This is a genomic window from Shewanella sp. H8, assembly GCF_040285065.1.
In the GTDB taxonomy this organism is placed as follows: Bacteria; Pseudomonadota; Gammaproteobacteria; order Enterobacterales; family Shewanellaceae; genus Shewanella; species Shewanella polaris.
On record NZ_CP157213.1, the window covers coordinates 3,862,377 to 3,883,885 of the forward strand.

Genomic DNA, 21,509 nt, shown 5'->3' on the forward strand with positions numbered 1-21,509 from the left:
AGCTAATCACATTATGATGCATTTCACTTAGGGGTTAGGGTGCAATTAGGACGACTTAGTCAGTTATTAATCGTAACAATAAGCATATTGGCCACCATGCCTAGCGTAAAAGCACAGCAACCCTATGCTTACCTGCCTACTGATGAAATCAAATTTATCTCTATTGATGGTAAGCAAACTGAAGTTCTCGTTAGGTCTTGGGAGAGTAAAAAACACTTTGGTTCCGCCGTTATTATTGCCGCTTCTGATACCGATGCAGATGCTGCAGGCTTAGCCAGTTACCTAAGAACTAATATTAATCAACGTGGCTGGGCGAGTATTAGCTTAACGCCGGCAAAAGGACTATACCGCCCTAACTATGCAACAAAGCCTGAAGAAATTACTAAAGCAGGTACTGAACAACTGCAATTAAGTAGTAATAAAAGTACGCCAAAATATGATTCATCTCAGTTACTTGAACTGAGAAACTTTCAACAAAGTAGTTTGAGTGAAGCACTGAATCAATTAACCTCAACCATCAGTTTATTCCCTGGTGGAAACATCCTGATTGTGATTGATGATAGTGCCGGTATGGTCACCAATCTTCTTTATGACAAAAAAATTCCTACGCCTGATGTGTTAGTTATCGTCAATCCTTATCGTGAATTTGAGCATTTAATTGACCTACAAAGTCAGCGTAAATCAATTGCTGAACAATTAGTCACAATGTCTATCCCCATTCTCGATATTCAATCTTCCGATGCAAATCCAAATTCAATTGAACAGGCATCAACTCGGCTTAATTATAATCAAGTTAAACCGGCTCGATATTACCGCCAATACCAAATGAGCTTAGATTTAAGCAGTCCGAGCGGGTGGGAAGAAGCCCTCAATCAAATCGAAGGCTTTTCCAGAACGGTTATCGGTAGATAATGTATGCGTCTATGTCATAGCGCTAAGCCGTTTGTTTACCACCAAGATTGACGAGAACGATAGGCTTTATCTGGATTCTTAGTTTGTCTTATTGCCGCTATCACACGGTTTTTACCTAATAACAACCTAACTTGGCTCAGTGACTCACGGGCCAATAAGCTGCGCACAGAAGCGGTCCAACTCTGATTAATACTGCGTTTAATTGCTGCATTGGCATCCGGTGAAGTTCGAATTATTTTTTGCGCCAGCACAGTCGCACTCTCATAGGCTGTCTCACTGATTTCAGTGATTAAGCCCAATTCAAGCGCTTGATCCGCTGTTAAAATATCCGCAGTATAAGTCAGTATCAATGCTTGGTCTTTTGACATGACTTGCCTTAACGCAACTAACCCCGCCATATCGGGCACCAACCCCCACTTGGCTTCCATTATTGACAATTTACAGTTTGGCGATGCAATACGAATATCAGCACCTAATGCGATTTGAGTGCCACCGCCATAACAACACCCATCTAACACCGCAATGACCGGAATAGGTAAACGTTGCCACCCCAAAGATACCCGTTGAGCTAAGTTTGCATTGCCAGGCAACCACTTGAATAACAGTTTTAGGGCATTAACTGGGGATTTGGCCACACTCTTTACGTCTAAACCTGAACAAAAATTCCCATCGGCTCCGGATAAAATGACGGCATTAATGTGCTTATTCACATGAATTTGCTTAATCACCCGATCTATCTCGGTAAACATCTCAACATTAAGTGCGTTTATTTTACTCGGTCGATTTAAGCAAACATGGGCAATACCATTGTCTACAGTGAACTTGATTAATTCTGTTTCCATGATACACCCGCTACTGGTCTGTCCAGAATGTAGACTAACATATCTACATTCTCTGTCTAACAGACATAACACGACAAAAAATCGTTATAGGTCAAAATTTTGTTATCTAATTTTTGAACAAAATATAATTGGGTGTTAGCCTCATATATTACCTATTATTAATATAACGACCTTGACTTACTGATTTTTCACAAATGGTTAGATCAGTATCAAGACATTTACACATGACTAAAATGTAGAAAACAAAGTGATCAAAAACCAAGTTACCAATATTGTAAGCAAATACGTATAATGTACTAACAAACAAAAATCGCTGTAAAAAGTCTTATCATTACTATCCGCCTAGTACCACTCGCGGTTGCATTAATGAGTGTGTTTTCTTAAAGGCAAAATAAGGAAGACTAGCAACAATGACCATTCCAATATTAATATGCGACGATTCAGCACTCGCCAGAAAACAAATGGCAAGAACTCTCCCCAAAGATTGGGATGTTGAAATCAGCTACGCCACCAATGGTGCTGAAGGGCTTGATGTTATTCGTGCTGGTAAAGGAGAGATTGTCTTCCTTGATCTCAATATGCCCGTTATGGATGGTTATGAGGTCCTCCAAGCTGTACAGCAACAAGATTTGCCCGCATTAATTATTGTCGTGTCTGGCGATATTCAAATTAAAGCCCACGAACGAGTCAAAGCTTTAGGTGCTCTGGATTTTATTCAAAAACCAGTGAGTGCAGATGCTATCAGTCATATTTTGCAAGAGTACGGCATTTTAACCCTTACTCAGGGTAATAAAGTAAACGACACTCCAATGATGAGAGTTGATATGCGTGACGCATGCCAAGAAATCGCCAACGTCGCAATGGGCAGAGCAGCTGATTTACTCGCTAAACTCCTTGATGTATTTGTACTATTACCTATTCCCAACGTTAATGTACTTGAAGTCAGTGAATTGACCATGGCCCTAAAAGCCACTGAACGAAATTCAACAGTCTCAGGACTTTGCCAAGGATTTATTGGTGCGGGTATCGCTGGTGAAGCGTTATTACTGTTCCATGACTCTAGTTTTGAGGATATGGCAAAACTAATGGGATTAGAAAATCCAGAAGACAATAATACTGAAATAGAAGTGATGATGGACACAGGTAATGTGCTCATTGGTGCATTTTTAAATGGTATTTCTGAACAACTCGATATGAAATTCAGTCAATCTCACCCGGTCGTGCTGGGCAGACACTGTAGTGTCAATGAACTCATTCACGACAACTCAGCAAAATGGCAACGCACACTCGCGATGGAAATTAACTATCGAATAGAGGATTACAATATTCAATGTGATCTTTTGCTGCTGTTTACTGAAGAATCTATTGCAACGCTGAATTACAAGCTTGGCTACTTACTCGACTAACGTTGGATAACCCTTTATGTCAAATGACCAAAGTGCGATGAACGAACTACACTGGCTAATCGATATGGTACAAACCATAGAAGTGGGCTTAGTCGTGATTGATAGCGACTATAATATCCAACTTTGGAATGGTTTTATGGAAAACCACAGTGGTGTGTCACCCAATTCAATTAAAGGTGATAATCTGTTTGAAAAGTTTCCAGACTTACCTGCTAAATGGTTAAAACAAAAAATGGAATCGGTTTTTTTACTTAAAAACCGTACTTTTATTAGTTGGGAGCAACGTCCATACGTGTTCCAGTTTAAAAATTATCGACCAGTAACGGGTCGAGCCGATTATATGTATCAAAATATCACCTTATTACCATTAGCCTCGCTAACGGGTAAAATCACTCATATTAGTATTATTGTGTACGATGTGACTGATATAGCCGTCAACAAACTACAACTAAAAGCCGCTAACGAACAACTAGAGCTGCTCAGCCAAACAGATGCGTTAACCCAGTTATATAATCGTCGCCATTGGCAAGATTGCATGGAAAAAGAGTTTGATCGCTATGCTCGTTATGGTGATACCGCATCATTGGTGATGATTGATATTGATAACTTTAAAGTTATCAACGATAAATATGGTCACTCTGCAGGTGATAAAGTCATTCAACATACAGCCTATTTATTAAAGCAAGCATTGCGCGACACCGACTTTGCTGGCCGTTATGGCGGTGAAGAATTTGGCGTAGTATTATCAAAAACAACAGCAGAAGATGCGCTTAACTTTACTGAGCGGTTGAGAAAACGTATTGAAGCATCTGAAGTCTCATTCGAAAATCGCCTTATAAAAGTCACTGTAAGCATTGGAATTAACGATTTAGACTCCCAAATAGACAATATCTCTACTTGGTTATCTGGTGCAGATAAAGCACTATATATCGCTAAGCAAGAAGGCCGTAACAAAAGCGTTATTCATCAATAACCGGCGACCAAGCACATTCTATCGACCATAAAAAAACGCTCATCATTGATGAGCGTTTTTTTATGGTATTAGACTGCCTATGAATTAGTGAAATGTATCATCTTCATCATCAGCATCTTCATCATCTTCTTCGCCTTCAACATCGTCACCGACAAAATAAGTTCCCCAACCGTCATAATCGACTTTTTGCTTGGAGGCTAATAAAATCAACTGTTCACAGGCTTTATCCAATAAAGGAGCTTCTAACTTATGCTGAGCAATGGCATCAAAGCAGAAAATAATCGAGCCATCTTCAAGCTCCATTTCTTCAGCATCGTTCACTTCAAAACCGAGCTTAAATGCATCAACAGCTGCTTTTTCTAAGCGATCAAAATTAGTCGCCGAAAAATGATGTTCAAAAGTATATTCCGCATCAGGCTCTGAACCATCAGCAAGTAAGGCATCAACAATTTCGAGATTCTCAGCAAATTGCTCTTTTAACTGACGCTCAACAGACATGGATAACTCCGTAAATAGGACTCATAAAAATTTAATCAATTATACCCAAACTGACACAAGTTGCGAGCTTGCTAGGATGTTTAGTGATTAGTGGTTATGTTCGAGCTTTCAGGGTTAACGCTTCAGCTTCTTTATTTAACTCAACCAAACGGGCCGACATCAATTGATGTACCTTATTGTTTAAGGCTTTCACATCATTTTTATCTAAGCCAGCTGTTGGGATCGGTTCCATCATCTCCACAATCACTACACCGTTGTTCCAACGATTAAGATTAATGTGGCTCTGACACGAAGCTAATACAGGTACTATCGGAGCTTGAGCGGCTATTGCAGTATGAAATGCCCCCACTTTAAACGGTAACAATCCGCGACCGCGAGAACGAGTTCCTTCAGGAAATATCCATACCGACAGTCCTTTATTTTTCATTTTCTCTACGGTTTTAGCCATTGTATCAAAGGCACTGTGACGATTTTTACGATCAATAAGAATGTTGCCAGATAACCAATAAATTTGACCAAATAACGGCATCCACGCTAGGCTCTTTTTACCTAAACTAACCGTCGCTTTTGGTACTACTGACGTATGAGTAAATAAATCAAAATTATTCTGATGATTCGCAAGATAAATGCAAGGCTCCGACGAAGTACTTACCGGATGAACACGTTTAATGACCTTAATGCCTAATATTGGTGCAACAGAACCAAAGATATTGGCAATCACGTGTACATTGTTACGATGCATTGGGCGTATAAGGCAAAAAACAATTGAAAATACAAAGAGTAAAAACAAAAGCACGGCGAGAATGATTGAACGAGCGATAAGCAGCACAGCATACTCCTGCAATAAAATTGGCGATAGTATAACGATGCAGGTCTATGGACTCAACGTTTTGTTTACATATGTACGCTGAAATATTCTGCCCCTATGATATGGGGCAGAATAACATAGTTTATGTGACAGCTTAGTGATTAGTAGATTGATAAGCTGAAGCAGATGAGCGCAGTTTAAGTAACACTCTGAATAACAAAGCACTTAGCGCTAATGTTGCTACGATGGCAGCACCACTGGGCAAATCAAAGCTAGCAGATAACACTAACCCAGCGATATAACCAACCACTCCTACCCCATAACCCCAAGCAAGCTTAGCTTTTCCTTGATATTTGTTTAATGCCAAAGCCGGTAAAATTAGGGTGCTAAACACTAAATACACTCCAACAAGCTCTACCGACAAAGTAATGACTAATGCAAATAAGAAGTAAAAACCTCCGCCATCTAACACACTTGGTCTAAAGACAATGATCCCAATAATTGCAGCAGAAACGACTGCAGGTAATACCAATTGAGACCAACTTACCCATAATATTTGACCAGACATTAATTGCTTTAATAACTCAGCACCATGAGGATCATTGGCTAACAATAGCATTGCAGCTACTGCACTGAGTACATAAAAACAACCAATAAAGGCTTCAAGTTCACCCACTAATCGCTTTGCCATCCAAGCAATAACGCCTGCACCGGCCAATGCAAATAATGCTGGCATCCACACGTGGGCATACGGTAAATTGTCTACCCTATGATCAATGTGCGAAACTATCGCTCCTAACGCAGCAACTTGAGCAATGGCTAAATCAATAAAGATAATGCCACGTTTAAGGACTTGTCGGCCTAACAACACATGGGTTGATAACACCAATAACCCTGCCGCTAATGCTGGAAGCAAAATCGACAATAGCTCGACATCAAACATAGGATTATTTCACTCCATTCAACAAGCTAAGCAAGCTATCGTATAGACTAAATAAGTCTTTACTCTGTTCGTTGCCACCCACTGACATAGGTAAAACTAATACTGGTAAATTTGCACGTTCGCCAAGCCATTTAGCACCGCGTTCATCTTGATATGACGCCACTATCACCGCCATCACATCACCTTTTTCAGCGCGTGTAAGTAATGATGCTAAATGACTACTGGTTGGTGCTAAACCTGGTTTTGGCTCAAGATCTGCCACTTGTTCAATTCCAATCCAATTAAATAAATAACGGAAACTAGAATGATAAGCGATGACCTTTTTACCCGCTAAGCCTTTCGCCTCTGCTTGCCACTGAGGAATTTTAGCTTCCCAGCGTTGGCTAAAATCAGCTAAAGCCTGTTGATACTCACCACTATTGTTTGGATCAATCTCGGTCAGTTTCAATGTCAGGGCTTTGGCCACTTTTAACATACGTTGTGGGTCTAAATGAATATGAGGGTTACCTTTTGCATGCACATCACCCATTGAACGATCGACATGGCTTAGCTTGTCTAGCGTATCGATTTGGTCGGCCGCAAAAAACAGTCCTTTATCGGTCGAATTAACCTTAGGGTTAGACGACTTCATTTGTAGCATAGGTAACCAACCGATTTCTAAATCAGCCCCAGCACAGACAACCAAATCTGCTTGACGCATTTTAGCAATCAAACTAGGTCGTGCTTGCACTTGATGTGGATCTTGCATCGCTGTAGTTGCCGAATACACTCTCGCATCAGCTGCTAAGGTTTGCGCTAATGCGGCATATTCAGGTTCACAGGCAAATACATTCAGTTCCGCTTTGGCTGTCGCGGTAAACAGCAACGACATTGAAGTCACTGCTAAAAGCAATTTAGAATTGATGCGCACCGTGAGCTCCTAATGACATAACATATTGTAAAGTGAAAATATTATCATCTTCAAAACCATCAAAATTGGTTCCGGTTTGATGAGTGTATTGCAAGCGCACTGTCGAGAAATGGCTGCTGTGCCAAGCAAGGCTGAATTCGGTTTCTTTTAACTTTTGAGGATCAAGGTGATCTTCATGGATCTCAAACGTATCTATTTGGCCATAACGCAACCCTGCAGACCAGCTAGGAGAGAATTGATACACACTGCTTAAGTACCAACCTTCATGATAATCATCACTAATTTCATGATCATCTATGTCATCGACTTCATCAACGTGCCCAGGTTCTTCGCCAAAAATATCTGTCACTCTAAAGTATTCACCACTTAAGGTAAGGTTTTGATATTTGTAGTTACCATTAGGGGCCCACTTATAAACAAAGTCAGCAATGTAAGTATTTTCGCCTGTGTATGATGCGCTGTGACTGTGTTCAGCATGTTCATCAGCAGTTTCTTCTTCATCTTCGTGCTCTTCGGCATATGCTAAACCATTTTCATTACGTAAATAGCTGAACCCGAGTTGCCAAGAACTCTCAATACCAATATCACCACCAATCTTGGTTAACGCGGTATACACGCCAACATCATCAAAATCACGCTCACCGTGTTCATCTGCAGCACGTAAGCTATCCCCACCAAACGCTTCAACACCCATAGTCCAATAAAGATCTGTTGGTGCAACATAGCTTAAGCGGATACCATCATCAAAATAGTGATTACCTAAAAATGCACGGTATACCGCAGGTCGCTCAGTAAACGAATCAGTATGTTTATGTTGATTATTTAAATAACCAATATCAGATAAAAACCGGCCAGCACGAACAGAAAGCCCATTTGGTAACGCCAGGGTTTGGATAAAGGCTTCTTCCAAATTCAATTCTGTCTCACCATCCTCCAACTCAATAACTGCAGTGACTTTACCGTAAAACATTTCATCAATATTGGCACTTAATGCCAATTCTGTTTCGCCTAAGCCAAAACCCTCTTCTCTTTCAGCCATAGGGCGATCGCCTGTTTGATAATAACCATCGAGTACCGCACTAATGCTGGGATTAGTTAAACTAGAATCTTCCGCCATTGCAGAATACGAACTTACAGCACAAGCCAGTGCCAATAACGAAACACGTGTGTTTAACGCAGACATGATATCTCCAAAATACAACAAGTAGCCGTTTACCTGAGGTTGATATCAACCAACAGATAACGGAAAAATAATTAATTAATGTGTTGGACTAACGAGATAAAGGAGGGGCACGACTTTGGTAATAAGCTTTAAATACGCTAAGTGAAAAAGGCAGCGTATATTGCTGACGCTCAAAGGTTTGTTTAGTAACAACAAACACAATATTGGAAGAATGAATCGTTTTATTAAGCTGGTGTTGATGAAAGCACAGGGCACAATGATTTTGTACACCATCATTAAGATGTCGTACAGAATGCGCAGACGCAGCAATAGACAATACAATCAAAATGGCACTTAGCCAGATTGCTATCGTTTGTCTTATTTGGATGCGGGCTTTCAAGTACACTATTCCAGTAAGTTAATAAAAGTGAGCATAAGTGTAAAAGACCGTAGCTGAAATGCAATCAATAGATTGTGACAATTCATGAATTTTTTATGAAACATTAAAATGAATTAAGAACAACGCATACATGACAATCAATTAAACTCGTTTTAAGCTAGGCTTAAGTTGTCATTTATATTATGGCAACATTAGTCTATACAACATTAGTGTTCCATCAGTACAGGACGTAAAACATGCCACAATTTATTCGTGAAAATATCGGGGTTATTTTAGTGATGATCATCGTTGCTATTGTCGTACTAGGCGGGATTTACTACGTTGAAACGTCACTAGCAGGCCAAGTTATTGAAGTTAAGTAACAATAGTTATTTAACGTTAGTTTCTGTAGTTGGATCATTTTCAGGGGATTCTACAAGCTGTAAATGATCCATAATGTGCGATAAACCAATCATTATAACGGCTAATATAACCACAGGAGTGGTAATAAACGTCACATCCTCAGCAAAGTAACCTATTGCTGCGGCGGTTACACCACCATAAAACCCAATCATTTTGGCAAATGATAGAAATTTATTATGTCCAAGCCACGCTGCACAATGAGGGCATTGCACTTCTACTGACAAACCTTTACCGCGACTATCAGCCACCTTGGCAATTGAAAAAGATTTATAGCAATGGGCACATTGCAGCGACATGGTTATTTCCTCGGTTCCGTAATGACGACAAGTGTAACAAATTACCCTACAGATTGCTGTATTTGGTGCTTACAGGGGTTTTCCACTATCATATGCCCAACTTAGGACTACAGGATGGCCTTACATGCTCCGAATTTTACTTACCTTAATATTAGTTACCGCGACATTTATATCGCCATCACTTCATGCTGAACAAGATTCTGTGGACCCGATTATTGTTAGTAATGAGCTAACAGAGACTCAAAAGCAAATTACTCGCTTGCAACATACTATCGAGCAAGAGACTCAATTATTGTTAAAGGAGAAAGGTGAGCTTCGTACATTTACTGAATATCGCATTAAGAACAAGTCATCTGAATTAGGTGATAAAATTGGCCAATTAATTGCCTCACCTGATGCTGATAAGCAATACCTAAAGAACTTAGTGCAAAACCGAATGACATTTTTGGGAAATGTTAGCCACTACTTAGACCAGCAAATTATGAACATGCGTCTTGGCGTAAGCCAAGAAGATAGCAATAAGATTATCTTAGCTATCTCACAACGTGAAGTTGAACGCGATCATTATCTCAAGGCGCAATTTACCACGCTGCAATGGGCTGAAAATCTGAGTATGGATGTCAGTGTCCAGAAGCAAAAACTGACTGAATTTATGCTCAAACGAGCCGACCAATTCAATAGTTTTGTGCATTACACTCAAGATGAGTTACAAAAAGCCGTTGCTGAAGCCGAAAGTGCTGGAGCAGATATTAGCGCTGAACAAAAATCCCAGGTTGTAGCATTAAAAGAGCGCTTGGAGCAAAGCAGCTCGAGTTTAGCGGTTTCTGCTGGAATACTCGAAACACTAGACCAAGATGTATCGCAGTTTAAACAAACATTGTTTAGTGTATCGGGTGATATTACTCAAGATGTATTGAATTTCAGCGTTGCGTCTAATTTGCTACAAGGTTGGGGGAAAACGCTTAAAGATCAAACCATCAATAATGGCCCTAGCCTGACATTTAAAATTCTGGTGTTTTTGTTAATCCTATTTGTCACCAGTTTAGCCGCAAAAGTTGCCACTAAAATTATCTCGAAAACAGTAAGAGCATCAAAATTACAATTTAGCCAACTACTGCAAGATTTTTTCATCTCGTTGTCCGCTAAAATTGTTTTTGCTGTAGGTTTGTTAATCGCATTGTCGCAGCTCGGTTTTGAACTCGGCCCGCTACTTGCTGGTTTTGGTATTGCTGGTGTCATTATTGGTTTTGCGCTACAAGATACTTTGTCAAATTTCGCATCGGGAATGATGATCTTAGTCTATCGTCCATTTGATGTGGGCAATTTGATTAATGCTGCAGGAGTGACTGGCCGAGTCAGCCACATGAGTCTTGTATCAACCACCATTAAAACATTAGATAACCAACGCCTTATCGTACCAAACAATAAGATTTGGGGTGATACCATCAACAACATCACCGCTGAACACCAGCGACGAGTTGATATGATTTTTGGCATTAGTTACAGCGACAATATTGAACATGCTGAAACAATTTTACAAAGTATTGTTGAGCAACATCCAAAAGTACATGCAGAACCTCAGCCCATTGTAAAACTACATACATTAGGCGAATCGTCTGTCGACTTTGTTGTCAGACCTTGGGTTAATCCAGATGATTATTGGGAAGTCTATTGGGATATCACTCGTTCAGTTAAAATGCGCTTTGATGCTGAAGGTATTAGTATTCCATTCCCGCAACGCGATGTGCATATTTACCAAAAATAATTCAAGGGGTTATCGAGTTAAGTCAGATGCATTCGTATGTTATCTGGCTTAGCTTTTCTTATCTGCTAAAGTATTATGACCTTCGATAATAAGTAACTAATCATGACTTCACCTGCATTTATATTTTCAGATTTTATAGCCGGCTTTTGGCGGATTGATTCTTGGAATATGTCATTACAACAACGCCTTGGCTTAATAGAGCATTATCTTGAACTTGGTGTAACCAGCATGGATCATGCCGATATTTATGGGGTGTATCAATGTGAAACCCTATTTGGTGAAGCTTTAGCGCTAAAACCGCAATTACGTCAACAAATGCAGCTAATCAGTAAGTGTGGTATTAAACCAGAATTTAATGGCTATGATGGTCGCTACGTCAATCATTATGACACCAGTAAAATAAACATTATTCAAAGTGTTGAAAATTCTCTCACCAAATTAAAAACCGAATATTTAGATGTGCTACTGATTCATCGTCCCGATCCATTGATGAACGCAGACGAGATAGCAGAAGCTTTTGAGCTATTGCATGCCCAAGGTAAAGTCAGCCATTTTGGTGTATCTAACTTTACCACTAACCAATTTAATTTATTACAATCACGACTCCAAGCTCCGCTGATCACAAATCAAGTTGAAATATCGCCTTTGGCCATGCAAAGCTTGCATGATGGAGTGCTCGACCAATGTCAACAACACCATATAACACCTATGGCATGGTCTTGTTTGGGAGGTGGGGAATTATTGTCCTCGAACACACCTCAAGCACTGCGCATTCGCAACACCTTACACGATGTCGCACAAAAAGTCGGAACAGAAGACATTAGCCAAGTAATCTACGCTTGGATTCGTATGCATCCTAGTTGCCCTGCGCCTATTATCGGCAGTGGTAATCTAGAACGCATAACCAGCGCAGTAAATTCAGCCAACATCCACTTAGACCGCCAACAATGGTTTAGTATTTGGCAAGCAGCAATGGGCCATGCGGTACCTTAAACAGCCATAAAAAAAGCTCAGGTAACTAACCTGAGCTGTTCTGTCACTGCAATTTAACTCATTTTCATTCTAAATGAGATAGAGTCACTCATTAAAAATAGAGTTAATTCAAGTCTACAATATCAAGCTTGTCATATGTTTTACCCAATAGGTATATTAACGCGTCAATATGCCTATTGTCAGTCGGCACTAAGCTGATGGCGAAATAAAGGTTATTGATTCCAGAACTGAGGGTAGTATGCTTATAAGTAAGTCATGTTGCCCTGTAAATGTGGTCTACGACCTTTAACATCACGCATTTCAAAACGCTTACCATTTTCAATGCTTTCGAATGCAAATGTCACTTCAGACGGCATAAATACCGGCAGCTTAAATTCGACATCCACTTGAAAAGGTCTCTCACCGATAGACGGCATTAAGTGAGATAATGCACGCGCCTTAGACCACATACCATGCGCCAACACTCGATCAAAACCAAAGCGTTTTGACAATAAAGGGTGTAAGTGAATTAAGTTATAATCACCCGATGCTTTAGCATAACGACGACCTAAATCATCAGTTAAACGCCATTGCTGTACGTTTTCCCATGCCATCTCAGAGGCTTTAGGTGGACGAGTTCGACGTCCAGCTGACCCAATGCGATATAAGTAAGTTGATAGCGCTTGCCACACCAATTCTTCGCCGACAAACACTTTAGAGACTAACTCAAACTCAAGTCCGGCATCAGTGGTGCGGCTTGCAGCAAGCTCACATTGTACAGTCAAGGTTTCATCCGCTCTCACGGGGCGAAATACACTGATACTATTTTTTAAGTGGATCATTCCAAGCAACGGAAAAGTAACTGCTTTATGTATAAATATCATTGCATGTAAACGAAATGCCCAGACATACAAATACGTTGGCGGCAACACTACACCATCGTATTCGAAACCACACACTTCAGCATATTGGCGAATTTTATCTTGAGACAAGATCACATTTGGTGCTTGTACATAAATATTAGGAAGCGGTTGATGATCCCATCCCGGTTTACGCCCAAACAGGATTTTGCGATACAAAGACAAAAGCGAAGGCATCGCTTTTAATTCGATAGCGTAGTCGTGGCTCACAATGTTGTACCTTAAATAGGCAGCAAAAAGCATGTGCTGCAAAACGGTTAGTAGATCATTATACCTTAGAGTCTTGGTATTGCTAAACCGCTAATTGTTGAATACGTTTAAAACAGTATGTCGTTACCAATGAGATTGCTTAAACCAGCACATCATTGCTCGACGCAACTATCCCGGCAACTGATATAAAACAGCTAACTTAACTTTCCTAGCCAATATGATGCAACATAGAAATGTTGATAATTTCAATCAAAAAATTTTGCACAATAATTATGTTTCTACTAAGAATAATTACGTTGCAACGAAGAGTGGATTCCGCGAGCCATATTTTCACAACACGTCTCTAGCACAGATAATATCTTGCAAATCACAATATGCATTGCTGACACGGGTGATAAATTATCACTAAAAATCAAGTTGTTAAACCAAGACTACACCTAAGCAAACCGACATTAGCACTGCAAGATGGTACAACGAGTGACAGTTGCACCTTGTTGTATCAGTAAATCAGGAATGGCTTGTCGACCCACAATATGGCCCGCTCCTACAACTATAAATAATTGCTTTTGGGTTTTATTTTGTAACAACTGGATGATTTTGTGTGTCATGGTTTGATTACGTTGCCAAAGTAACTTTTCAAGTAATTCATCAGTGTCGCCTGCTTGTGCTTCCATAATAGTCGCCAGCGCACTGTCATCCCCTTGTCGCCATGCATAGATTAAATCTAGCATTTCAGCATCGCTCGCATTTATCGATTCGTCGAGCATTTGTAACTGAGTCGCCGTTGAAAATGACGAAATCAATTCAAACTGAAACTGAATACTCTCAAGTTCAATCAAAGCTTTATCACCGCGATTTGCCATAAAATAAGCATCCACCCCTTGCTCGGCGCTGTAACCTAATTGCGCAAAACGGCCTATACTAATTTGCGCTGACTGCAACCAAGGTGCATAAGGTGCTAACGTTTGACACAAGGCCTGATTACTTTGACAAAAAATACCTCTAGTCGCATCTACGTCTGCGGCAATATGAGCAGATAAACCTCCATATTGCTGCAATAATGCGCCAGTATCACCTTGGCTAACATCAGCTTCAACCACCAATGCGTCCGATTGTGTAAATGCTGATTCAATATGCTGCGCTAATGGGTAAAAATCTTGACGACCAATGTGTATGGAACCTAATAAATAAGCCTGCTGTTGCTGATATTGAATTTTATAAAATACTGGAGAGTCAACAGCTGCTGCAGGGGCGGAGACAAAACACAATGCAAGTGCCACTAACCCGTAGCAATCACGTTGTAAATGACGATAAATCAAACTGATATTGAAAATAAGCGGACTTTTCCTTGTTGCCGGCATAACAGCTCCTTATAATTAGCCTTATTCTTAATACATGCACTATGAGGCAATTATGCCGTACACTAATGTTTTTCTACAAATAAAAGAAAACCTGCAAATAGCCTATAGACAAGCCATTGATTCAGACGCTCGCCTAGATGAACTGCGTAAAGCGGGTCACGGGAAATTTGTCGCGATTTTTACTGAAGAACAAGGTTTTACTCAACAGAGCAACCGCTTTCTACCTTATGTTCAGGAACTAGTAGCAGAATTCGATGAAATGCAAAACAGCACTCATGTTGCCCCAGAAACACTTGAAGCCTTTGTTAAAAAGCTAGCAACATTACTGCAAACCCTGCAAATATTTAAACTTGCCAAATAATGACATGCTCAGCCCTCCAATACTTGAAGATGAGGGCTTTGCTTAATATGGCATAATCTTGTCATTATTTCGTCATAGACTTGTTTCTTTGTAGCAACAATACCGAACGTAATATTGCTGGATAATTGGTCTAACTAAAACAATAAATTACGGCTATACAGCTCGTAAGCGAACTTGACAGTATTATCGAAAAAGAGTCTATAAAAGCAGTATCCTTTGGGTTGTTTTCCATCGGCATTCTTTACCACCACAAGTGAAACAACAAGCAACAGAATACCAATTATCAACCCTGAGTTCTCAAGCAAAAAAACAGGCAAAACTTGCGTTGAATGGGTTTTACCTACTTGACGAAAAATAAAACACTAATTAATAATTTATACCAACCCGCATTAGAATTTGCTCTTTTAGCGAAAATTATCAGTGAGGTATTCGAGGCAGCCTTTTGAAGACATAGTCGTTCTCGGCAACTGCTCCTGCGTTGCTCTACCTCCTGCATCCATGCAGTCGTACGTTAAGAAAGGCTAACAAAGAAGACCACTCTGATAAATTCGCCCTTCGGGGCGGTGTCACAACCCCCATTACTGTTTCAAATGACTTTGATGTAGAAGACTACACCTACAGTCATTTTCATTGTACTGGGCCTAGTGACGCAGCCTAAAATAGATCATATTCTAATAAGGATTGGTATTAGACGCGATTTTATAATTTAGGCGCTATGGTCTTGTTCAACCAATCATCAAACAAAGTCGTTTCATATTGAAACGGTTTATTGTTTAAACGACGAGTGTTGTACATAAAACTCATGTCGGTTATTTTTTCGTCCCCGGCAATAATAACGTTGCCGTTCTCAGTAATGGTATAACTAAATGTCGCTCTGGGTGGGTAGAGATCTTTAACCACACGAAGATCGCTTGGTGTAGCACCAAAGGTCGGACGCATATCACCTGCCAAATCAAAGTTGGTCACAATCATTTCCAGTTTTTGATTTGGTTTTAAGATTTTTTCAGCTTGTTTGTTAATATTATTGGTTAAAGTTTCAAATAACCGAGTTTCAAAACGTGATTGGAGTTCATTAGAGGTCTTGATATCACTGAAATCTTTTGGGTTTTGCCATTCAATTTTAACCACCCCAACTTCGATAACAGGATTAGCTGTTACCTCTTCCTCTGCATTGGCTACACAACAAAAAAAGATTGACGCTAACAGTAAATATTTTACGTTCATAATACACCTCCAAAGGGTTTAAAATACCTGCAGTGCTACCTAATCAAACCGTGATGTCGGTAGTGACTAGTTGTTCGAGCAATTTTTCATGCCGCGAAATACATTGTCGTAAAATAAAAAATAATCATCAGTACTACATCCTATGTAATGATTATAACGCTCTGAAGCTAAAACAACGCTTAACCCTCCCAGTAGTATATGTTTCATACAACTAAAAAGGAAACCGTGCGCTCAGTAATGGATAAGTTTGGCGCATCACCTTCGGTTTGGTGCTAAATTTTTTGCCAACTGGCGAGTTTAGCCCTGAGGGTACGAATGGCAGTTCGTGTCCGGTGCGGTCTTCGTAAATTTTACCAGCAATCAAATCATAGTCTTCCACAAATGGGTAAGCGTAATCATCCACTAACGGCCATTGTTCTAACTCACCCAAACAATCAGGGTTGGCAATAATTTTGTCGTACCATTGTTGACCTAGTGACAATAAAAAACATCTAAACTCAGCAAAACCATAATCGGAATCGCAGCCTGTAACAATGTATGCCGCCCCCCAAATCGACCATAAATAACTGCGGCGTAATTGTTGGCCTAGCATTTTATCAAATGCTTTGAGTGCCTCATCGTCTAAAGTTTGCAATGTTTCACGTAAACGCAATTCAAGCTCAGCAGAAGACTGCTCGGGCTTATCACGTGTCACTAACGTCCAAAAATGTGTTTCTGTCATCAAAATATACCCATCATTCGATTTTGTGAGATATTCTACCTCAAATTATCCGGCTCGATGACCAATATGAATCAAAACACTGATCCCAATATGCCAATTAGAGTGATGCTTCTTATATCACTCTATGTTGTAGTCTCCGTTATTGCAATTTGGCGAGCAAGCACCTTTCAAGCGTTTGATTTAATCACGCTGGGGGTTATACCTGCCTTAATTGGTTTAGTTAAACGTGCCCCATGGACAAAAGTGTTATTACTCAGCTATGCAGGATTACAAACTCTTGGGTTTGCCGCCATCACTACAACAGCCATGATTGCCTATCAAATCACTCCTGATGACGTCAAACTTGTCTTTCAGGGTTATAACATTCCACTGTTCCCGTTATGGTTATTGCTGCTAAGCCTGGTGGTATTTCAATGGTGGGTAGGGTTATCGAGCGCCACTAGAGATTATCTTATTGAAAAATAAACATATGCCACTATTACGCGGTCGGTATGTGATTTTTAAAGTATTTTTTAGTGTATAATCTGACAATGTGCAACATTTAGATAACAAAAAAATCAACACATCTGTGGAACGAGAATTATGACTAGTTTATCTCCAAGTGAATTATCAATCTTATTACTTGAGCCTTCTGAAACTCAACGTAAAATTATTATTACTCGTCTTCAGCAAGAAGGTGTAACAAGCATCCAAACTGCCGCAACGATTGCTGAAGCAAAACAAATAATTCAACGCCATAAACCTGACTTAATTGCCAGTGCGTTGCATTTTGTAGATGGTGAAGCGACAGAGCTACTGCAGTACATCAAAAGCACACCCTCATTAAGCGACATTCAATTTATGCTAGTGTCTAGTGAATGCCGTCGTGAACAACTCGAAATATTCAGGCAATCTGGCGTTGTTGCTATTTTACCTAAGCCATTTAATGCCGATCACTTAGCCACGGCACTTAACTCAACAATTGACTTCCTCAGCAATGACGAAATGGATTTAAGCCATTTTGACGTGCATAACATTAGAGTATTAGTTGTTGACGATAGCCGCATGGCACGTAATGTGATTAAACGCACTATTAGCAATTTAGGGATGCAACTGATTACAGAAGCTGTTGATGGTGAACAAGCGATAAACCTGATGAAAGAAAACATGTACGATTTAGTGATTACCGACTACAACATGCCGTCGGTAGATGGATTAGCATTAACTCAATATATCCGAAATCATAGTCAGCAATCGCATATTCCTATTTTGATGGTTTCTTCTGAAGCTAACGACACCCACCTAAGTAATGTATTTAGTGCGGGGGTTAACGCCTTATGTGATAAACCTTTCGAACCACAGTTAGTAAAGAAAATTCTTTACCAACTATTAGAAGAGTAAATAAAGCACTAATAAAGGCAATATTTGTACTGTTTTTGCTTTAAAACTAGTACTGATACTGAATTTATAAGATAAAGTGCTTTTAAACCTGCATGGCTTGTGGCATGTTAATCATGTTAAAAACACTTCTATGGAAAGCAGAGAATATCAATATGAACAAAAGTGAATTAATTGCAAAAATCGCAGAAAATGCAGAACTAACCAAAGCTGAAGCTGGCCGCGCACTAAAATCTTTTGAAGAAACGGTAACTGAAGCCATGAAAAACGGTGACAAAATTTCTATCGTTGGTTTTGGTTCATTTGAAACCACTCAACGTGCTGCACGTACTGGCCGTAATCCGCAAACTGGCAAAGAAATCCAAATCGCAGCAGCGACAGTGCCTAAGTTTAAAGCGGGTAAAACCCTAAAAGATAGCGTTAACTAATTATTGCGCATAATCTTTTTTGATAAAAACCTCCTCTGTGGAGGTTTTTTTATATCTGTATTTTAATCTTCTTCTGACACTTAAATTAACAATAACTTTACCTTAAGTGTATCAAGCCAATAAAAGCCTGACCGTCTCTTAAGCCAATATCTCAGCATACATTACTGTTGCACAAAAAAAGTGCAGCCATGCATCATAAAGCGGCAACAAAACCATAACAAAATGTTCTAGATATATATAAGCACTTAATTATTAAGAAAAAACCAAACTGGCATGAGTTTCGCTAATTATTCTCCAAACAAACTAACATTGAGTTCATTTTATAAATGAATGTTCAGTGATAATAAAACGTTAAGGGATGAAGATGAAAAAATCACTATATCAAGCAATTGCATTATCAACCGGCTTACTACTAAGTGCCTCAGCCCTTGCAGAAGTCACTGGCAATATTGGCGCGACATCAAACTATTTATGGCGTGGTACTACGCAAACCAGTAATGAAGCAGCCATTCAAGGTGGTATTGATTATGCTCATGAATCTGGTTTTTATGCGGGTACTTGGGCATCTAATGTCGATTTCGGTGACGAGACTAGCTACGAATTAGACCTTTATGGTGGTTACGGTGGTAATTTTAATGAAGATTTCACTTACGACATTAGCTATCTTTATTATGCTTACCCAGATGCAGGTGGCAGCATTGATTTTGGTGAAGTTGCGTTAGTACTTGGATGGAAATGGTTGGATGTTGGTTATTCTCAAGTAATCAATGCTGACTCTGATGTCTCTGGTGCAAGTGACGAAACAGACTGGAACTATATTCAAGCCAACGCCAGCTTTCCGTTAACAGAAAAACTTAGCCTTGCACTACATTATGGTTATTCACAAGGTGATGTTGTAGAAGATTTATTTGGTGATACTTATGCAGACTACAACGTTACATTAAGCGCTGAAACAGATTTGGGTACCGTATCATTTATGGCGTCTGACACAGACTTACCAGACAGTGATGCAAAAATTGTTTTAGGCTATTCATATGGATTTAGTCTATAACAATTAACACAACCTCAAGTTAGATATAACTTTATTAATGCCACCTATTTGAAAGGTGGCATTTTTTATCTGAATTTATAACGTTCACCACATCAAAACATCAATGATATTTGATACCAAACACACTCTAAGTCACGGGTTTACGGCTTTACTAGCAAGAAATATATTTACTGCTAAGCTAAAGTAGAAAGGTAAAAATAGCTGTCCAATAGAGACAAAATATTTTGCTTTCCAATTGATCAGTTTTTAGTTAAAAAATGCTCATTGAATTAATTCCACGTTTTTATTCAACATGAGGGTTTCGTTATGGCTAATCTTACAGATAGAGTGCCTGATGACACAGAAATTGACGCGATGACAGCGCCTAGAAACGTTAAATCCGCAGAAACATTACTACATAAACGTCAAGTAAAACGAAGATTAGAAGACTTTCTCGAGCAAGCTCAATTACGTAAAGCAATTGGCGACGACGACTTTTTCTAAAAATAGGGATAAACGAACATATCGTTTATCCCTGTCTAGTTAAAATCAGTTGTCTAAAGTGATTGTTAAGCGTTTTAAGTCACTGTTACTCGCTTTTACCTTGTCCTATTCGAGTGTGCTTACCTACTTGTGCTTGCGTGAGCAGTAGCTCTGCTTTAGCGCCTAAATAAACATATACCCCCAAACCCACTAATAATCCCACCACGGCTAACATCATTAAAATTGCCGGTTCAATGTATTGTTTCTCTCCAAGCGATGCTTTAAACATGGTTAAAAGAGCTTCAATTGAAATCGCAATCAAGATAGTCGAAATAAATCGAGTAATAGTTCTACGGGTCGAACTGTGACGGAAGATATCTTTATGCATTAGCACCTCTTCTTCCAAAATGGTTTTGCCCAAATCAAAAATCGCTAATGCTAGCGTAAGAAAAATGATAATACCAAACGGCTGTAGCGGATTAGGAGTCTCGGTTATTTGGCTAAATAAAGTATAAATATCACGAATGACGGTCGACATTAATACGCTCACTAACACAAAAAGGCAGATGACAATTACAGCATAAATACTTTTAAAAAAGGGAGACATTTTACGCCTAGCACTGTCACCCATCATAAACTCGATCAATCGGGTTAGGTTGACATCAATAACCACAATAACAACTTGCCCAGAGGTCGATTTAATCATTTGCGATGCAGACAAACACAAGCCCCCACCGGAATTAGACAAATACGGTCGAGTAATGTGGACTTTATCGAGTGCAGTTAATTGAGTAAAATAAGGTCGCTGACTTCGATCTGCATGATGACCACAGGCTAATAACTTTACTTGTTGATTAACAACGCTGATATTTGGACAAACCTGAGTTCCTTGTTCATCAAGCAAATAAATGAGCTCCACAAAAGGATAGCTTATTGCCATGTCTTCAAAAACTTTTGCTGAAATAGGTTGCTCGAATAAATTAATATCACCCACACCAATCAAAATAGATTCTAATAATTCATGCACTAAGTGTTCATATTCATGATAACGCTCAATCACACTTAAATAGCTCATCGCTGCCATAAATGCTCCTTTCAAATATAC

At 39.5% G+C, this 21,509-nt stretch carries 25 protein-coding genes; 12 read left to right on the forward strand and 13 right to left on the reverse strand.

Features of this window, described 5'->3' with window-relative positions; translation table 11 throughout:
* Positions 1-39: 39 nt before the first annotated feature.
* The gene (locus tag ABIS04_RS16810; protein ID WP_350431794.1) at positions 40-912 is read left to right on the forward strand and encodes a DUF3530 family protein; all 873 of its coding nucleotides are present in this window, start codon (positions 40-42) and stop codon (positions 910-912) included.
* Positions 913-947: 35 nt separating this feature from the next.
* On the opposite strand, the gene ABIS04_RS16815 is transcribed toward ABIS04_RS16810, so the two are convergent.
* The gene (locus tag ABIS04_RS16815) at positions 948-1,754 is read right to left on the reverse strand and encodes a crotonase/enoyl-CoA hydratase family protein (RefSeq protein ID WP_350431795.1); all 807 of its coding nucleotides are present in this window, start codon (positions 1,752-1,754) and stop codon (positions 948-950) included.
* A 410-nt stretch (positions 1,755-2,164) separates the two neighbouring features.
* Here ABIS04_RS16815 and ABIS04_RS16820 point away from each other — a divergent pair, with 410 nt between their 5' ends.
* The gene (locus tag ABIS04_RS16820) at positions 2,165-3,160 is read left to right on the forward strand and encodes a response regulator (RefSeq protein ID WP_137225166.1); all 996 of its coding nucleotides are present in this window, start codon (positions 2,165-2,167) and stop codon (positions 3,158-3,160) included.
* A 16-nt stretch (positions 3,161-3,176) separates the two neighbouring features.
* Positions 3,177-4,133, forward strand: coding sequence for a sensor domain-containing diguanylate cyclase (locus ABIS04_RS16825; RefSeq protein WP_350431796.1), 957 nt, complete (start codon positions 3,177-3,179; stop codon positions 4,131-4,133).
* 84 nt (positions 4,134-4,217) lie between these two features.
* Here the strand turns inward: ABIS04_RS16825 and rraB are convergent, their stop codons facing one another.
* The 6 genes from rraB to ABIS04_RS16855 all read right to left on the reverse strand — a co-directional run bounded on the left by rraB (position 4,218) and on the right by ABIS04_RS16855 (position 8,854).
* A complete protein-coding gene (rraB, locus tag ABIS04_RS16830; protein WP_350431797.1) occupies positions 4,218-4,631 on the reverse strand; it encodes a ribonuclease E inhibitor RraB in 414 nt (137 codons plus the stop codon).
* A gap of 94 nt (positions 4,632-4,725) precedes the next feature.
* Positions 4,726-5,460: a 1-acylglycerol-3-phosphate O-acyltransferase gene (locus tag ABIS04_RS16835; RefSeq protein ID WP_137225160.1), complete on the reverse strand. Its 735-nt coding sequence runs from the start codon at positions 5,458-5,460 to the stop codon at positions 4,726-4,728.
* Between the two features lie 133 nt (positions 5,461-5,593).
* Complete coding sequence (locus ABIS04_RS16840) at positions 5,594-6,382, reverse strand: metal ABC transporter permease (protein WP_137225159.1); 789 nt, start codon at positions 6,380-6,382, stop codon at positions 5,594-5,596.
* A gap of 4 nt (positions 6,383-6,386) precedes the next feature.
* Positions 6,387-7,292: a metal ABC transporter solute-binding protein, Zn/Mn family gene (locus tag ABIS04_RS16845; protein ID WP_350431798.1), complete on the reverse strand. Its 906-nt coding sequence runs from the start codon at positions 7,290-7,292 to the stop codon at positions 6,387-6,389.
* Entirely contained in the window at positions 7,276-8,475 is a 1,200-nt protein-coding gene (locus ABIS04_RS16850; protein ID WP_350431799.1) for a hypothetical protein, read from the reverse strand. Before ABIS04_RS16850 ends, ABIS04_RS16845 begins: the two co-directional genes overlap by 17 nt.
* An 88-nt stretch (positions 8,476-8,563) precedes the next feature.
* Positions 8,564-8,854, reverse strand: a complete 291-nt coding sequence (locus ABIS04_RS16855) for an ABC-type zinc uptake system zinc chaperone (RefSeq protein ID WP_140235181.1) — start codon at positions 8,852-8,854, stop codon at positions 8,564-8,566.
* 236 nt (positions 8,855-9,090) lie between these two features.
* Here ABIS04_RS16855 and ABIS04_RS16860 point away from each other — a divergent pair, with 236 nt between their 5' ends.
* Positions 9,091-9,216 carry a hypothetical protein gene (locus tag ABIS04_RS16860; protein ID WP_276611785.1) on the forward strand — a complete coding sequence of 42 codons (126 nt, stop codon included), beginning with the start codon at positions 9,091-9,093 and terminating at the stop codon, positions 9,214-9,216.
* 6 nt (positions 9,217-9,222) lie between these two features.
* Here ABIS04_RS16860 and ABIS04_RS16865 read toward each other — a convergent pair whose 3' ends face one another.
* Positions 9,223-9,552 (reverse strand): hypothetical protein, encoded by a 330-nt coding sequence (locus ABIS04_RS16865; RefSeq protein WP_140235182.1) that lies wholly within the window; start codon positions 9,550-9,552, stop codon positions 9,223-9,225.
* A gap of 124 nt (positions 9,553-9,676) precedes the next feature.
* On the opposite strand from ABIS04_RS16865, the gene ABIS04_RS16870 reads away from it, so the two are divergent.
* Positions 9,677-11,317, forward strand: coding sequence for a mechanosensitive ion channel family protein (locus tag ABIS04_RS16870; protein ID WP_350431801.1), 1,641 nt, complete (start codon positions 9,677-9,679; stop codon positions 11,315-11,317).
* Positions 11,318-11,419: 102 nt separating this feature from the next.
* Complete coding sequence (locus ABIS04_RS16875; RefSeq protein WP_350431802.1) at positions 11,420-12,310, forward strand: aldo/keto reductase; 891 nt, start codon at positions 11,420-11,422, stop codon at positions 12,308-12,310.
* 242 nt (positions 12,311-12,552) lie between these two features.
* On the opposite strand, the gene ABIS04_RS16880 is transcribed toward ABIS04_RS16875, so the two are convergent.
* A complete protein-coding gene (locus ABIS04_RS16880; protein WP_137227399.1) occupies positions 12,553-13,386 on the reverse strand; it encodes a MaoC/PaaZ C-terminal domain-containing protein in 834 nt (277 codons plus the stop codon).
* 485 nt (positions 13,387-13,871) lie between these two features.
* Entirely contained in the window at positions 13,872-14,780 is a 909-nt protein-coding gene (locus ABIS04_RS16885) for a TraB/GumN family protein (protein ID WP_137225147.1), read from the reverse strand.
* A 52-nt stretch (positions 14,781-14,832) separates the two neighbouring features.
* Between ABIS04_RS16885 and ABIS04_RS16890 the strand changes: the two genes are divergently transcribed.
* Positions 14,833-15,141, forward strand: a complete 309-nt coding sequence (locus tag ABIS04_RS16890) for a prephenate dehydrogenase (protein WP_137225145.1) — start codon at positions 14,833-14,835, stop codon at positions 15,139-15,141.
* A gap of 699 nt (positions 15,142-15,840) precedes the next feature.
* Here ABIS04_RS16890 and ABIS04_RS16895 read toward each other — a convergent pair.
* Together ABIS04_RS16895 and ABIS04_RS16900 are read right to left on the reverse strand one after the other, a co-directional pair.
* Positions 15,841-16,365 (reverse strand): DUF3016 domain-containing protein, encoded by a 525-nt coding sequence (locus tag ABIS04_RS16895; protein ID WP_137225143.1) that lies wholly within the window; start codon positions 16,363-16,365, stop codon positions 15,841-15,843.
* Positions 16,366-16,576: 211 nt separating this feature from the next.
* On the reverse strand, positions 16,577-17,086 hold the full coding sequence (locus tag ABIS04_RS16900) for a DUF4240 domain-containing protein (protein WP_137225141.1): 510 nt from the start codon (positions 17,084-17,086) through the stop codon (positions 16,577-16,579).
* 66 nt (positions 17,087-17,152) lie between these two features.
* Between ABIS04_RS16900 and ABIS04_RS16905 the strand changes: the two genes are divergently transcribed.
* From ABIS04_RS16905 to ABIS04_RS16925, 5 genes are all read left to right on the forward strand, one after another.
* Positions 17,153-17,551 (forward strand): hypothetical protein, encoded by a 399-nt coding sequence (locus ABIS04_RS16905; RefSeq protein ID WP_240778387.1) that lies wholly within the window; start codon positions 17,153-17,155, stop codon positions 17,549-17,551.
* A 117-nt stretch (positions 17,552-17,668) separates the two neighbouring features.
* A complete protein-coding gene (locus ABIS04_RS16910; protein ID WP_140235186.1) occupies positions 17,669-18,466 on the forward strand; it encodes a response regulator in 798 nt (265 codons plus the stop codon).
* Between the two features lie 152 nt (positions 18,467-18,618).
* Positions 18,619-18,891, forward strand: a complete 273-nt coding sequence (locus ABIS04_RS16915; protein ID WP_137227398.1) for an HU family DNA-binding protein — start codon at positions 18,619-18,621, stop codon at positions 18,889-18,891.
* Positions 18,892-19,255: 364 nt separating this feature from the next.
* Complete coding sequence (locus ABIS04_RS16920) at positions 19,256-19,942, forward strand: TorF family putative porin (RefSeq protein ID WP_137225135.1); 687 nt, start codon at positions 19,256-19,258, stop codon at positions 19,940-19,942.
* A gap of 306 nt (positions 19,943-20,248) precedes the next feature.
* Positions 20,249-20,425, forward strand: a complete 177-nt coding sequence (locus ABIS04_RS16925) for a PA3496 family putative envelope integrity protein (RefSeq protein WP_167496055.1) — start codon at positions 20,249-20,251, stop codon at positions 20,423-20,425.
* An 85-nt stretch (positions 20,426-20,510) separates the two neighbouring features.
* Here the strand turns inward: ABIS04_RS16925 and ABIS04_RS16930 are convergent, their stop codons facing one another.
* Entirely contained in the window at positions 20,511-21,488 is a 978-nt protein-coding gene (locus ABIS04_RS16930) for a PDC sensor domain-containing protein (RefSeq protein WP_350431804.1), read from the reverse strand.
* Positions 21,489-21,509 lie beyond the last annotated feature (21 nt).

Bases quoted from the DNA above. Each gene is read 5' to 3' on its own strand.
- ABIS04_RS16910 (WP_140235186.1), top strand. From the start codon at position 17,669: ATGACTAGTTTATCTCCAAGTGAATTATCAATCTTATTACTTGAGCCT.
- ABIS04_RS16865 (WP_140235182.1), bottom strand. From the start codon at position 9,552: ATGTCGCTGCAATGTGCCCATTGCTATAAATCTTTTTCAATTGCCAAG.
- ABIS04_RS16895 (WP_137225143.1), bottom strand. From the start codon at position 16,365: ATGAACGTAAAATATTTACTGTTAGCGTCAATCTTTTTTTGTTGTGTA.
- ABIS04_RS16880 (WP_137227399.1), bottom strand. From the start codon at position 13,386: ATGCCTTCGCTTTTGTCTTTGTATCGCAAAATCCTGTTTGGGCGTAAA.
- ABIS04_RS16860 (WP_276611785.1), top strand. From the start codon at position 9,091: ATGCCACAATTTATTCGTGAAAATATCGGGGTTATTTTAGTGATGATC.
- ABIS04_RS16930 (WP_350431804.1), bottom strand. From the start codon at position 21,488: ATGGCAGCGATGAGCTATTTAAGTGTGATTGAGCGTTATCATGAATAT.
- rraB (WP_350431797.1), bottom strand. From the start codon at position 4,631: ATGTCTGTTGAGCGTCAGTTAAAAGAGCAATTTGCTGAGAATCTCGAA.
- ABIS04_RS16820 (WP_137225166.1), top strand. From the start codon at position 2,165: ATGACCATTCCAATATTAATATGCGACGATTCAGCACTCGCCAGAAAA.
- ABIS04_RS16900 (WP_137225141.1), bottom strand. From the start codon at position 17,086: ATGACAGAAACACATTTTTGGACGTTAGTGACACGTGATAAGCCCGAG.
- ABIS04_RS16870 (WP_350431801.1), top strand. From the start codon at position 9,677: ATGCTCCGAATTTTACTTACCTTAATATTAGTTACCGCGACATTTATA.
- ABIS04_RS16905 (WP_240778387.1), top strand. From the start codon at position 17,153: ATGAATCAAAACACTGATCCCAATATGCCAATTAGAGTGATGCTTCTT.
- ABIS04_RS16815 (WP_350431795.1), bottom strand. From the start codon at position 1,754: ATGGAAACAGAATTAATCAAGTTCACTGTAGACAATGGTATTGCCCAT.
- ABIS04_RS16875 (WP_350431802.1), top strand. From the start codon at position 11,420: ATGACTTCACCTGCATTTATATTTTCAGATTTTATAGCCGGCTTTTGG.
- ABIS04_RS16850 (WP_350431799.1), bottom strand. From the start codon at position 8,475: ATGTCTGCGTTAAACACACGTGTTTCGTTATTGGCACTGGCTTGTGCT.
- ABIS04_RS16840 (WP_137225159.1), bottom strand. From the start codon at position 6,382: ATGTTTGATGTCGAGCTATTGTCGATTTTGCTTCCAGCATTAGCGGCA.
- ABIS04_RS16925 (WP_167496055.1), top strand. From the start codon at position 20,249: ATGGCTAATCTTACAGATAGAGTGCCTGATGACACAGAAATTGACGCG.
- ABIS04_RS16890 (WP_137225145.1), top strand. From the start codon at position 14,833: ATGCCGTACACTAATGTTTTTCTACAAATAAAAGAAAACCTGCAAATA.
- ABIS04_RS16825 (WP_350431796.1), top strand. From the start codon at position 3,177: ATGTCAAATGACCAAAGTGCGATGAACGAACTACACTGGCTAATCGAT.
- ABIS04_RS16920 (WP_137225135.1), top strand. From the start codon at position 19,256: ATGAAAAAATCACTATATCAAGCAATTGCATTATCAACCGGCTTACTA.
- ABIS04_RS16885 (WP_137225147.1), bottom strand. From the start codon at position 14,780: ATGCCGGCAACAAGGAAAAGTCCGCTTATTTTCAATATCAGTTTGATT.
- ABIS04_RS16915 (WP_137227398.1), top strand. From the start codon at position 18,619: ATGAACAAAAGTGAATTAATTGCAAAAATCGCAGAAAATGCAGAACTA.